The organism is Lysinibacillus sp. FSL K6-4013, assembly GCF_038630435.1.
GTDB lineage: Bacteria > Bacillota > Bacilli > Bacillales_A > Planococcaceae > Lysinibacillus > Lysinibacillus boronitolerans.
The window spans coordinates 1,896,960-1,909,572 of the sequence record NZ_CP152031.1; the positions used below are offsets into that span (position 1 = coordinate 1,896,960).

The window sequence follows — 12,613 nt, forward strand, 5'->3', positions numbered from 1 at the left end:
ACTAAACAATGACAACGTCAAACGAGGAAAAATTTATAAATAAAAAAATTTCTAGACGTGATATGTTAAAGCTAACAGGTATCGGTATGGCAGGTGTGGCCATCGGTGCCTCTGGCTTGGGTGGTGTCATGAAAGCAATGGGCTATGATGTCTTTGAGCCAGTAGCAGATAGCACGACGGCTAGCAATAAGGTCAATTTCTATGGCAAGCATCAGTCAGGTATTGTGACACCTGTACAGACGAATATTTATTTTGCTTCTTTAGATGTATTAGTGACATCAAAGAAGGAACTACAAGCGTTGTTCCAGCAATGGACACCCCTTGTTGTGCGTTTAATGAATGGTGAAGTCATGGTCGATGTATCGACAAATACAAGAGTGCCAACTGGCGATACTGGAGAGGCAGAGGGTTTAGATGCATCTAATCTATCCATTACCATTGGTGTCGGGCCTTCATTATTCGATAAACTGGGCATCCAGCATTTAAAACCAGCGGAGCTAAAGGATTTACCACATTTCCCCAAAGATCAGCTACAGAAAGAATACACAGGTGGTGATTTGTGTATTCAGGCTTGTGCAGATGATCCGCAGGTGGCCTTCCATGCTGTTCGTAATCTAGTACGAGCTGCTTCAGGTAAAGTAGAAATAAAATGGTCACAGGCGGGCTTTAACTCGTTTCCAGCTAGTGGAGGGACACCACGAAACCTCTTCGCCTTTAAGGACGGTACTGTAAATCCAGCCATTACGGATGAAAAAGACTTAAATGAGGTCGTGTGGGTGGATAAAGGCTGGTTAAAGGGTGGCTCTTATTTAATTGCGCGTAAAGTTCAAATGCATCTTGAAACTTGGGATCGTACATCATTGAAAGATCAAGAGGCAACATTTGGCCGTTACCGCGACAGTGGGGCACCTTTTGGCAAAACAAAGGAATTCGATGATTTTGATGTAGAGGCAAAGGATGATAAGGGCAATTATATTATGCCTGATACATCACATGTCCATTTGGCGCGGAAATCAGGTGCGCGTATTTTGCGACGCTCTTATTCTTATGCGTCAGGCGTGATGTCGAATACAGGGACCCATGATGCGGGGCTAATCTTTATCTCTTTTCAAAAAGACCCAGCCCAATTTACAACCATCCAAAATAGCTTAGGGCGTATGGATAAAATGAATGAGTACATTACCCATCGAGGCAGTGCCGTGTTTGCTTGCTTCCCTGGTGTACAAAAGGGGAGTTATTTAGGTGAAGCACTTTTTAACGCGCTGTAGTATCGTGTTTGCCCTTATGCTGACTTTAGCTTTACCTGTGCAAGCTGCGCAGTCCTATAGTCATCTCTATATTGCGATTAGTGATGCACTGATGAATACAAAGCAGGATAAAGAGGCGGAGGCCAAGCAGGCACTTGAACAATTTGCTGTGGATTGGGCTAAAGTATCTTCTGATCAAACTGAGGCAAAAACCAAGATTGATGAAATTCTTCAGCAGGCCACAGAGGCAACTTCCAAGGAAGAACGCTTAAAGGCGTTGTCGGCTCTATCGAATGCGTTACGTGATCTAGAAAAGCTTGAAAATCCTGTAGATGAAGCGGCACAACGAGCGGACTTTGGCCAAAAATTTAAGCCAATTATGGCAGACTTTGAAAAGGCTTTAGCAAGTGGTGATAGTGAAGCTATTGATGAAGCTTATAAAGACTTTAATAGTAAATGGAAAAAAGTAGAGCGACCTGTGCGTGAGCAAAGTATTGCAATGTATGGGCAAATCGAAACACAAATGGCGTTTTTACGTATTGCGATTTCAGCTGAGGAACCAGATTTCGCTTTAATGAAAACGCAATTTGCCGAGTTGCAAAAAACAATTGAGGATTTTGTAGCTGGTAAGGAAACAGCGGAAGTAGTAGAAGGTAACTATTCCTTAGCAACATTGCTCGCCTATATTGACGAGGCACAAGATCTAATTGATGCTGGTGATTATCAGGCAGCTTCTAATAAAGTACGCGAATTTATTACGATATGGCCAAGGGTAGAAATTGAAATCTCCACACGTAATGGCAGTCTTTATACGAAAATTGAAAGTGATATGCCGATTATTGCGAGTGATTTATTAAAATCAAACGTCGATCAGCAAGCCATGACCAAACAATTAAATACATTCCGTACGGAAATTGAGCTGATTCAAGGGGATTCCGATTACACAATTTGGGATGCTGCGTTAATTTTATTACGTGAAGGGCTAGAGGCATTACTGATTATTTTAGCCTTAGTATCATTCCTTAATAAATCAGGACAAAACAAGATGCGCAAATGGATTTATGTCGGAGCGTTTGTCGGCGTTCTATTATCCGCCGTAGCTGCCATCCTTATGTCGACGATTTTAAATTCGGCAACAATTGATACGAATCGCGAGTTAATGGAAGGCTATGTAGGGTTAATTGCTGCAGCGATGATGATCGGTGTGGGTATTTGGCTGCATAGTAAATCAAGCGTGGTCAGTTGGAATCGCTATATTTCCAAACAAATGGGTAATGCCATTTCGAGTGGCTCTATTTTTGCGATGGCTATGATTAGCTTTTTATCGGTCTTCCGTGAAGGTGCAGAAACACTAGTCTTTTATGCGGGGATTGCACCGAAAATGGAAACATCGCAGTTTATACTTGGAATTGTGGTGGCACTGCTCATTCTTGCTGTACTTGCAGTTGTGTTATTTAAAGCAAGTGGCAAAATTCCAATTCACAAATTTTTTGCAGTAGCAACTATTTTAATTTATGTGCTAGCCTTTAAAATTATTGGTGTCAGTCTGCATACTTTGCAGCTGACAGATAATCTGTCCACAACGATTGTTGATGGCTTACCTGTTATTAGCTTGATTGGCTTCTATCCAACGGTGGAAACAATCATAGGACAGTCTATTTTACTTGTGTTAGTGGCGGCTACTGTGCTTTATAAAAAGAAACAAGCCTAATGAAAAAGGGTAGATGAGCGTAAAACGCCATCTACCTTTTTTTATTGCCAATGAGCAGGTCGTTTTATATATGAAGGTAATTTAGTCGAACGATCCCCCTGTGCGGCGTTGATTTGCATTTGGGTTAAAAACAGACTTGTTGAAAGATCAGCACCGCGTAAATTGGTATCTCGCAAATCAGCCCCGATGAAATCTACTCCCTGTAAATTCGCATCTTGAAGATTAGCTGCGATTAAATAACTCCCCCTTAGATCAGTCGCTCGTAAATCCTTGCCTTTTAAATTTTTGCCCATCCAATTAGCCCCACGCTGATTCAAGTTTCTAGAAGCCTTTCCCTTCACACTGTGCTGGCGAATTTGTTCGCTAGTTTGGAGCAATAGTGCATTGATCGGCATACGAATAGCTACCATATCCAATGCTAATAAGGTATCTGCATCCTGAGCTATTGTCTGCTGTAGGTGCTTCAATTGAGCAATTAGCTGTTCATAAAGCATATTATCCACCTGATAGGACAAAGCCTCCGCCACATACGCAATCATTTCGTAAAGCTGTTCCATAATAGGAAAAACACGAAACATCTTGTCAGCATGCTCACGAGATTGTCGCCAATCCTGTCCATGAAATGTCACCTGTGAAACCTGTTGACCTGCGCCTAGGCAATCAAAAACGGTACAGCCCTTAAAACCTGTCTCTCGTAGCTGACTATGTATGTGACAGCTATAGTTATCCTGCAAATTAGGACATGGCGTGCCTGCGGGTTTATTGATCGCAAAATCACTAGAAGCCACAATATTTAAAGCGGTACAGCACAAGCCAAAACAGCTTTGACAATCTGCCTGTAGACTGTGTCGGATTTTTGTACCAATGGTTGTAACTTTTTTTGTCTGATTAGACATTCTCATTTTCCTCTCTAATCTTATCCATTTAGTTACTATTTTAACACTAACAAGCTATCAGTTAAAATAGAGAGCAAACTGTATTTTGAAAGATAATAGGGGATATGGTATTCTTCTTCAAAAGAGTTGTAAAGAAAAGTGGTGGTGGAACATGGGGTAACGGTCAATGAATTATTACAATTGCCATCTTTTCGAGGGGCAGAGGTGTTAACAGGGCGAGGTAACCTGCACCGTACTGTATCATCTCTATCTGTATTAGAGGTATCGAATGTTGATTTTTATTCGAAAATTATTAACCGTGTACAGGAGGAATGGTATGCAGAGGAGCTTGTTATTAGCTCCTTTTACTCCATTCGAGATAGTGTGGAGCAGCAATGTGAAACGATACAGCATTTACATGATTTAGGAGAGCTGGGGCTTATTTTATATTATGTCGGCATTGTATTGCCTGATATTCCAGAAGAAGTGCTTGCGTTAGCGGAGGCACAAGGCTTTATTATCATTTGTATGCCGCGAAATGATTATTCACTGCGCTATAACGAGGTTATCTATGAGGTTATGGAAGCGATTGTTAGTCATCAAGGCGTTAATGATCATTTTGTCAAAGAGACATTAGAAAAGGTATCGTTACTACCTGAGCATTTAAGAAGTGTTGAAATTACACTGAAAATGCTTTCAGATCGTTTAAAGGCGAATATTGTGCTCACCAATAGTCATTTTGACATTGTGAACCAAGTGATGTGGCCACGAAATTCATCATTAGATGTAGCGAATGTCATCGAAGAATGCTCCCAATCCAATTTTCAGAGGGAAGCAGGCAAGCTCGAGCTGCTAAGAAGTGATGTCGCCTGTGTCGTAGACTATAAAAGAGTACATCAAAAAAATGGCGAGCCGCTATTTTTATTTCTGATTAAAGAAAATACAAAACTACCTGCTAAGACAATTGAAAAAGTAAGTGAGGTTGTGCAAGTAGCCATAAATTTATGGGGAGACAAGCATGATGAGGTTAGTGAATATGCCTTAGTTAAAGCTATTATCAATGATGAGGGGGAGAAAATGAGAAGATTAGCCAATCTTCTTCATATTGATGTTTCCGCCATTCAAATGATGTGGCTTGTCTACATGCATGATTTAGCAGACGAAAAAAGAATTCGCGATGAATTAGAAGAGCAACTGTCCAAATATTATCAAACAAGAGTCATCCAATGCATTGACCATTGTATAATTGTACTGGTAGGCAATTGCTTTTATAAGCATCATGAATTTGAAATTGCCATTGAATATAGTGAAACTACTCAATACGATGCCCAAATCGCTGAAATTGTTTATGCACCTAAAATGAGAAATACAAAGTCTGTTCGTCAAATGTATCAATTGGTCAATCAGGTGGGGGACAAAGCCCATACGATTTATCCGATGCGAAAATTGTTTACTGCAGCGGAAGTGCGCTCCATGAAAAGGGCAATTGATATCAGTAAGCAGGGCGAGGAAATGATTGAAGAATATTTGTCTGTAATTGAACCCATTTTACGCGACCATGATTCCTTGCAGACATTGATAACCTTTTTATTAGATGCAAATGCTAGTGTGGAGCGCTGTGCAGAGCTCCTCTATATCCATAAAAACACGGTGAAATACCGCATCAAAAAAATTAGTGAGCTGATTGGCACAGATGTTACCGTATATTCGGAATTTTATGATGCCTACATGGCTTGCATGCTATATCGATTGATTAATGATTAGAATAATCTGAAATTTTGTCATTTTGAACAAAATTTCAGATTATTTTTTTCATTTGCGCAAAAGACTCGACTCTTACCTATCTTCTATAATTAAAAACATTAATCCATCACCAATAAGGAGGGAGTCACATGCAAGATGAAAATAAAGGTCAATCTTGGTATAGCTTAGGCATTATTTGGGCTGGTGCCATGATTTGTATTCCCAGTTTATTAGTCGGTAACGCACTGATTACCAATATGAGTTTATCAAAGGCACTGGCTGTTGCTTTTGTAGGCTATGCTATTGTCGTGATCATCATGATTTTGCAAGGCATGCAAAGCAGTGATTTAGGAAAGCCCACTGTCCATATAGCAGGACAAGTGTTTGGAAAAAAGGGCTCTCGTACAATATTATCCATTATCTTAGCTATTGCTTGCTTAGGGTGGTTTGGCATTCAGGCCAATGTGTGTGGCGTAGCCTTAGCAAACTTATTAGCAATCTATCATTTGAATATACCCATTCCAATCGCTTCATTCATTAGTGGTATGGTCATGGTCGTATCCGCACTTTATGGGATGAAGGTGTTGCGTATTTTAAGCTATATCGCCGTACCATTGCTCGTCATCATTTGCCTGTATGGTTTAGGTCAAATATTAACTGGTGAGCAACTACAGTCCGTTCGGGATTATCAGCCACAGGGCAATATGAGCTTTATGGATGGTTTAGCTGTAACGATTGGGTCCTTTGCATTAGGGGCTGTTATAGCGGGTGATTATTCGCAATTTTCAAAAAAACGTTCAGACGTTTTCAAAGCCGCTACATTAGGGATTATTCCTGCAGGGGTGCTAATGATTGCTGTGGGAGCTGTCTTAACGATTGCCTATCAAACAAGTGATATTACAGCAGTCTTTCTGCATATCGCAACACCCTTTATTGGTGGAGTGGGTCTGATTTTAGCAACATGGAAAACCAATTTGGTCAATGCAATTTCAGGTGGAATTGCCTTAATTAATGTATTTGATGTTGCTAAAAACAAAGAACGATTAGCCATAGGTGTGGCGGGTACAATTGGCACAATCTTAGCCGTTGTAGGGATTTTAAATTATTTTACACCTATCATGTCAATTTTATCGGCGATGATTCCGCCTGTTGCAGGGGTGATGATTGCTTCCTACTGGGTCATTCATAAAGGCAAAACAGATAGCTGGCAGGAAGTTGAAGGGGTCAATCGATTAGGTGTATTTTCTTGGCTAGTAGGTGCTGTAATTGCCTGTATGCCAGTGGTATTTTCCTTATTCCCTGCATTGCCAGCGCTACCAAACCAACCGATGATTGGCATCATTATTTCATTCGTGATTTATTATGTTGGGTATCGTGTATCTGTACAAAAAACGGTCATATTGGAGGAACATAGATGAGATATTTAGATCAGGCAGCTATTGAACATATTGCCATAGGGGCAGCATTTTTAGGAACAGGTGGGGGAGGAGATCCCTATATTGGAAAATTAATGGCGCTTTCTGCTATCGAAAAAAATGGCCCTGTAAAGTTGTATTCAGTGGATGAAATTGCGGATGATGATTTTTTCATTCCAGCCGCAATGATGGGGGCACCATCAGTTTTAGTAGAAAAATTTCCACGTGGCGATGAGTTTGTTAAGGTTTTCCAAAAACTTGCCCAATATTTGGGGAAAGAAAAAATTGCAGGCACCTATCCAATGGAAGCAGGTGGGGTCAATTCGATGATTCCTATTGTAGTAGCAGCACAGCTTGGCTTACCATTGATTGATTGTGATGGCATGGGGCGTGCATTTCCGGAATTACAAATGGTGACATTCCACTTAGATGGAATTTCGGCAACGCCAATGGCCATCACTGATGAAAAAGGGAATATTGGTATTTTTGAAACGATTGATAATAAATGGACCGAGCGTATCGCCCGAACAGCAACAGTAGAAATGGGCGCTAGTTCTTTAGTGAGCCTCTACCCAACAACAGGTGCACAAATTAAACAAAGCGGTGTTCATCATATTGTGACGCTTTCTGAAAAAATCGGTGAAATTATTGCCTCGAAAGATCAAGAGGTGAACGATAAGCTAAAAAGCCTTTTAAAGCTTGTGAAAGGATATGAGCTTTTCCAAGGAAAAATAGTGGATGTTATTCGTGAAACGAAGGGTGGCTTTAACCTAGGTAAAATGAATCTAGAAGGTATTGAATCTTATAAAAATGATCAAATGAAGGTTCATTTCCAAAATGAAAACTTATTAGCTGAGAAAAACGAGCAGGTTATTGCGATGACACCAGACTTAATTTGTTTGGTGGATTATGAAACCTTATTGCCTGTTACAACAGAGAGCTTAAAATATGGTAAACGTGTGCGTGTGATTGGTTTACCAGCACATGAAAAATGGCGTACAGCAAAAGGGATTGAAACAGCTGGACCCAAATACTTTGGCTATGAATATGAGTATACGCCAATTGAGGAACTGGTGAAAAAGGAGGTAGCACAGCATGTATAAAATTGGAATCGATGTAGGTGGAACAAACACAGATGCCATCCTTTTAGACCATAATAGCCAGCTTATTTACAGTGTGAAATCACCAACAAGCTTAGATATTAAAACGGGAATTGAAAAGTCTCTACAACAATTACTAGAGGGTGCAAATATTGACAAAACAAAAATTACTCATGCCATGTTAGGGACAACGCAATGTACCAATGCCATTGTGGAACGTAAAAAGCTAGCAAAGGTGGGTGTCATTCGACTAGGCTATCCAGCGACGGCTTCCGTACTCCCCTATACAGCTTGGCCATCCGATATGATTGATAAATTATCAGGAAATTATGCCATCGCACACGGGGGCTATGAATACGATGGCCAGTTATTGAGTGCGCTTGATCAACAGGAAATTACAAAACTACTAGAGGATTGGCGTGGTCAAGTAGAATCCATTGCGATTGTTGGTGTCTTTTCCTCTATTAAAAATGATCAAGAATTGCAGGTTCGTGAATGGATTCAAGATGTCTATGGCGAGGAATTTCCGATTTCCTGCTCCTCATTAATAGGTTCAGTCGGGCTAATTGAACGTGAAAATGCAACGATTCTAAATGCTGCATTATGTAAGGTCATTGAGACAACAACACAGGGCTTTGTACAGGCGTTACAAGCAGAAGGCATTTTTGATGTAGAAGTTTATCTATGCCAGAATGATGGCACATTAATGTCTATCGACTACGCCAAGCAATTCCCGATTTTAACAATTGCCTGTGGACCAACGAATAGTATTCGTGGAGCATCGTATTTATCCCAAATTCAAAACACAATGGTGTTGGATGTTGGGGGTACGACTTCAGATATCGGTGTATTACAGGATGGTTTCCCGCGAGAATCCTCGGTCGCAGTTGAAGTGGGCGACATTCGGACAAACTTTAGGATGCCAGATATTATTTCAGTCGGTCTTGGCGGTGGTAGTATTGTTCGTGTGAACGGCGACAAAATAACAGTTGGACCAGATAGTGTAGGCTATAAAATTAGTGAGGAGGCCCTTGTTTTCGGTGGCTCGACCTTAACAACAACAGATATCGCTGTCCGTTTAGGCTTAGCAGATGTAGGAGATTCCACATTAGTCGCACATATTGATGAAGCCTTTGCCAAAGCCGTTCAAGAAGAAATTTCTTCGTTACTAGAACAGGCGATTGATAAGATGAAAACTTCCTCAGAGGATGTGTCTCTAGTCTTAGTAGGTGGCGGGGGAATCATTGTGCCAGAAAAGATTCGAGGCGTTTCCACAATTGTAAAATCTGAATATGGTGGTGTAGCGAATGCCATTGGTGCCTCGATTGCACAAATTAGTGGTCAATATGAGCAAATTTATATTTATTCCAAAGAACCGCGTGAGGAATCCTTAAAGGATGCACAAAACAAGGCTGTGAAACAGGCTGTATTAGCAGGTGCTCTGGAGGATACGATTGAGCTAGTGGAAGTAGAAGAAACACCTCTCGCGTATCATCCAGAAAATGCGACAAGATTAAAGGTAAAAGTAGTAGGGAAAATGGTCTAAAGTTAAAGGAAGAGTCCTAGTCAAACAGGTCTCTTCCTTTTATTAATTGATCAAATGAATGGATCACGGCATCAGGCTTAATGTCAGTATTATTCGTGAGCCGATGAGGATTGAACCATATGCCCTTCATCCTTGCTTGCTGACAACCAGCAATATCTTTTGCTAAGTCATCCCCAACGAATAAAGCTTCATTTGGCTGAACTTGGAGCTGATGTAGTGCTAATTCAAATATGCGTTTGTCAGGCTTAGTTAATCCTACTTCCTCAGAAATAAGGATAACATCAAAATAGCTAGCTAAGCCTGTATGCGTAATTTTAGCCTTTTGTCGCTGAGTAGTGCCGTTTGTGATAATGCCAACCTGTACATGCTTCTTAATCGTTTGGAGAACCTTCAACGTATGTTGATCGATAGAAAAGCAATATGGAAACTGCTGATCCCAAAAATCTTGCATGTCATGGCGAGGCAATTGACAGGCTGATGGAAACGCATCAAAAAACGATGATAAAACATTGGTTTTATCGGCAATCCCATAGTCTCTTTTATCGTATTCCTTAAATTTTTCCAGCATGTCCTTTTTGAGCGTACCCTGAATAGCTCCATAGTATTTTTCCAAAATAATATGAAACAGGTGATCGACAGCATGATCTCGATTAAGTAAGGTATCATCTAAATCAAATAGTATTGCTTTCAACGAGCTTCATGTCCTTTCTTGCTCATCAAGAGGTTTTCGTTTATGTTTTTCATTTATAATTTTCTTGTTAAGGATCGTTACCTTGCCAACCATGAGCAGCCTCATATCTTCCACAATATACTTAGCTAGTTCTTCGTCCGATATGTCATCTCCATCAATATCAAGGCGAAAATCCTGCCCTTGTATGCCACCACCATTAGTAAATTCAATTTCAAAATCAAAGACAACTCTTTTATCCATTCAAGTACCACCTTGCGCTTAGTGTTAGAGTGCTATCCATATATTCTGTGTTTAATAGGTGAATACCTTCTTTGAGCATAAGCGTTAATTGTTGAATAAACGAAATTTCCTTTTTCTTGTATTTGACACTTGCCAACAAATAAGTCATAGTGTAATATGTGACTAGTACACTATGACACGAGGTGTTGTGATTGAAAAGCTTTACAGGACTTATAAAAAAAGAATGGGTACTTTATCGCTCATGGTTTTTAGTAGGGATATTTATGGGACTTATGCTATCTTGGATCGTTCCCTATATCTTACATCAGTATGTCGATCTCTTTGCACATGAGCATCAACTAGCATTTGCATTTACGATACTCGTTCTTTTTCTAGGTGGATTCTATTCTGTCTTACAATTTTTAGCATCGATGCGTTTGGATATTAAAGCAAAGGAGAGCTGGCTCCATTCAACAAGCTCTATCACAAAGCTTATCGGAGCAAAATTGGTTTGCTCATTAGTAGGTTATGTCCTCTTCACTATCCTTTTCACGAGTATAGCCATTTTCAATATTAAGGATGAGCTGATCGCAAGCGCTGGACAAATTTTATTAGTTTTAGTAATAATTGTTATTATATTGGCAATTTTACAATTAATGCTATTTATCGTTCTTTTATTCTTTTTAGCTTTTTATTTGCAATTGAAGCGCATAATAGGTCGTTTTTCAATTGTGCTGACAATGATTGTGTTTTATGTAACCACAGCTAGTTGGGCGCGGGTAACGGAGAGTCAGCTGTATCGAACGATCTTCCTCCATGGAGAAGTTTCGCTTCAAAACATCGAACACTATCTACCAAAAGCGAAAGAAATGACGATGGAATGGATGCTTGGCTCGATATATGTCGTTGAGGAAATAGCCATTACGTTATTACTACTACTGCTGTTTTTAGCAGCATCGAAGTGGCTTGAAAGGGTGGTTTTACGATGACGATGGATTTTTCGCGTGACAAACCCATTTATAGCCAGCTTGTCGATCGAATTTGTGGAGACATTTTGAAGGGGAAGTTGGAGCTAGGTGATCGACTTCCCTCTGTTCGAGAATATGCAGTAGAAACAGGTGTCAATGTCAATACGGTGCAACGTGTATACAAGGAGTTAGAGGCAATGAATATAACGGAAACCAAACGAGGACAGGGTACATTTATTACGAGCAATGAGGAGCGCATTGAGTTATTGCGTGAAGAGATGAAAAATCAGCTGGCTGAAAATTTTTTAACATCGATTGAGGCATTAGGCTTTTCGAAGGAAGAGATGCTTGTGGTTTTGAAAAATAAAGCGTGAGGTGAAGGGATGTTACAGCTATCAAATGTATCTTTTCAATATAAGAAAAAGCCAGTTTTACAGGATCTATCCTTCTCCTTTCCGGTTGGACAAATCATTGGACTAGTTGGAGAAAATGGTAGTGGTAAATCTACGCTTATGAAAGTTTTAGCTGGTTTACTGCGACCCACTGCTGGTGAGATCACACTAGAGGGTAAGCCAGTCACACGTAGAAGTGCTGACAAAATTGCTTATTTACCAGATACAGATTTGTTTTTTGAGTACTACACAGGTGAACAGCTTTTCCAGCATTATGCTTCGCAATTTGAAGATTTTTCCTATGATAAAGCCTGTATCGTCGCACAATTTTTACAGGTAGATACGCGCACAAAGCTACGCCAATTATCAAAGGGGAATCGTGGTCGCATGAAAATGGCTGCCACCCTTGGGCGAGAGGTTCCTTATTATGTCATGGACGAACCATTTGCTGGGCTAGACCCAATTGTGAGAGAGCAGCTGATTAAAGGCTTAATTCAATTTACGGACATCGAAAATCAAACGATTTTGCTATCCACACATGAATTATATGAGGTAGAGCCTATTTTAGATCAAATTATTTTATTGCAGGCAGGATCAATCATGGCCTACGAGAATGTGGAAACATTACGCGATGTGGCTAATAAGGATGCAGTTGAGTGGATGAAAGGGTTTTATCGTCCTTCAGTAAAAGACAGCTAAAGGTGAA

12 protein-coding genes are annotated in these 12,613 nt (G+C 40.2%); 9 read left to right on the forward strand and 3 right to left on the reverse strand.

Translation table 11 applies throughout. From position 1 onward, the window contains the following. The first annotated feature begins 8 nt into the window (after window positions 1–8). A complete protein-coding gene (efeB, locus tag MHB39_RS09100; RefSeq protein WP_315057668.1) occupies window positions 9–1,268 on the forward strand; it encodes an iron uptake transporter deferrochelatase/peroxidase subunit in 1,260 nt (419 codons plus the stop codon). Then, entirely contained in the window at window positions 1,243–2,958 is a 1,716-nt protein-coding gene (locus MHB39_RS09105; protein ID WP_342546383.1) for an FTR1 family protein, read from the forward strand. Before efeB ends, MHB39_RS09105 begins: the two co-directional genes overlap by 26 nt. A gap of 41 nt (window positions 2,959–2,999) precedes the next feature. Here MHB39_RS09105 and MHB39_RS09110 read toward each other — a convergent pair whose 3' ends face one another. Continuing rightward, window positions 3,000–3,854 carry a pentapeptide repeat-containing protein gene (locus MHB39_RS09110; protein WP_342546384.1) on the reverse strand — a complete coding sequence of 285 codons (855 nt, stop codon included), beginning with the start codon at window positions 3,852–3,854 and terminating at the stop codon, window positions 3,000–3,002. A gap of 138 nt (window positions 3,855–3,992) precedes the next feature. Here MHB39_RS09110 and MHB39_RS09115 point away from each other — a divergent pair, with 138 nt between their 5' ends. The 4 genes from MHB39_RS09115 to MHB39_RS09130 all read left to right on the forward strand — a co-directional run bounded on the left by MHB39_RS09115 (window position 3,993) and on the right by MHB39_RS09130 (window position 9,637). After that, window positions 3,993–5,597 (forward strand): PucR family transcriptional regulator ligand-binding domain-containing protein, encoded by a 1,605-nt coding sequence (locus tag MHB39_RS09115; RefSeq protein WP_342546385.1) that lies wholly within the window; start codon window positions 3,993–3,995, stop codon window positions 5,595–5,597. Between the two features lie 128 nt (window positions 5,598–5,725). After that, window positions 5,726–6,994 carry a cytosine permease gene (locus MHB39_RS09120; RefSeq protein ID WP_342546386.1) on the forward strand — a complete coding sequence of 423 codons (1,269 nt, stop codon included), beginning with the start codon at window positions 5,726–5,728 and terminating at the stop codon, window positions 6,992–6,994. Then, window positions 6,991–8,094, forward strand: a complete 1,104-nt coding sequence (locus MHB39_RS09125) for a DUF917 domain-containing protein (RefSeq protein WP_342546387.1) — start codon at window positions 6,991–6,993, stop codon at window positions 8,092–8,094. The genes MHB39_RS09120 and MHB39_RS09125 overlap by 4 nt, the downstream gene beginning before the upstream one ends. After that, window positions 8,087–9,637, forward strand: a complete 1,551-nt coding sequence (locus MHB39_RS09130; RefSeq protein ID WP_016994655.1) for a hydantoinase/oxoprolinase family protein — start codon at window positions 8,087–8,089, stop codon at window positions 9,635–9,637. The genes MHB39_RS09125 and MHB39_RS09130 overlap by 8 nt, the downstream gene beginning before the upstream one ends. A 16-nt stretch (window positions 9,638–9,653) precedes the next feature. Here the strand turns inward: MHB39_RS09130 and MHB39_RS09135 are convergent, their stop codons facing one another. Both MHB39_RS09135 and MHB39_RS09140 read right to left on the reverse strand, forming a co-directional pair. Further along, the gene (locus MHB39_RS09135; protein WP_036081390.1) at window positions 9,654–10,328 is read right to left on the reverse strand and encodes an HAD family hydrolase; all 675 of its coding nucleotides are present in this window, start codon (window positions 10,326–10,328) and stop codon (window positions 9,654–9,656) included. A gap of 6 nt (window positions 10,329–10,334) precedes the next feature. Beyond that, entirely contained in the window at window positions 10,335–10,568 is a 234-nt protein-coding gene (locus MHB39_RS09140; protein WP_016994653.1) for a hypothetical protein, read from the reverse strand. 191 nt (window positions 10,569–10,759) lie between these two features. Between MHB39_RS09140 and MHB39_RS09145 the strand changes: the two genes are divergently transcribed. The 3 genes from MHB39_RS09145 to MHB39_RS09155 are packed head-to-tail and all read left to right on the forward strand — an operon-like array spanning window position 10,760 to window position 12,606. Further along, window positions 10,760–11,536 (forward strand): hypothetical protein, encoded by a 777-nt coding sequence (locus tag MHB39_RS09145; protein ID WP_342546390.1) that lies wholly within the window; start codon window positions 10,760–10,762, stop codon window positions 11,534–11,536. Next, complete coding sequence (locus MHB39_RS09150; RefSeq protein ID WP_048390347.1) at window positions 11,533–11,889, forward strand: GntR family transcriptional regulator; 357 nt, start codon at window positions 11,533–11,535, stop codon at window positions 11,887–11,889. The genes MHB39_RS09145 and MHB39_RS09150 overlap by 4 nt, the downstream gene beginning before the upstream one ends. Window positions 11,890–11,898: 9 nt before the next feature. After that, the gene (locus MHB39_RS09155; RefSeq protein ID WP_342546394.1) at window positions 11,899–12,606 is read left to right on the forward strand and encodes an ABC transporter ATP-binding protein; all 708 of its coding nucleotides are present in this window, start codon (window positions 11,899–11,901) and stop codon (window positions 12,604–12,606) included. The last annotated feature ends 7 nt before the right edge of the window (window positions 12,607–12,613 follow it).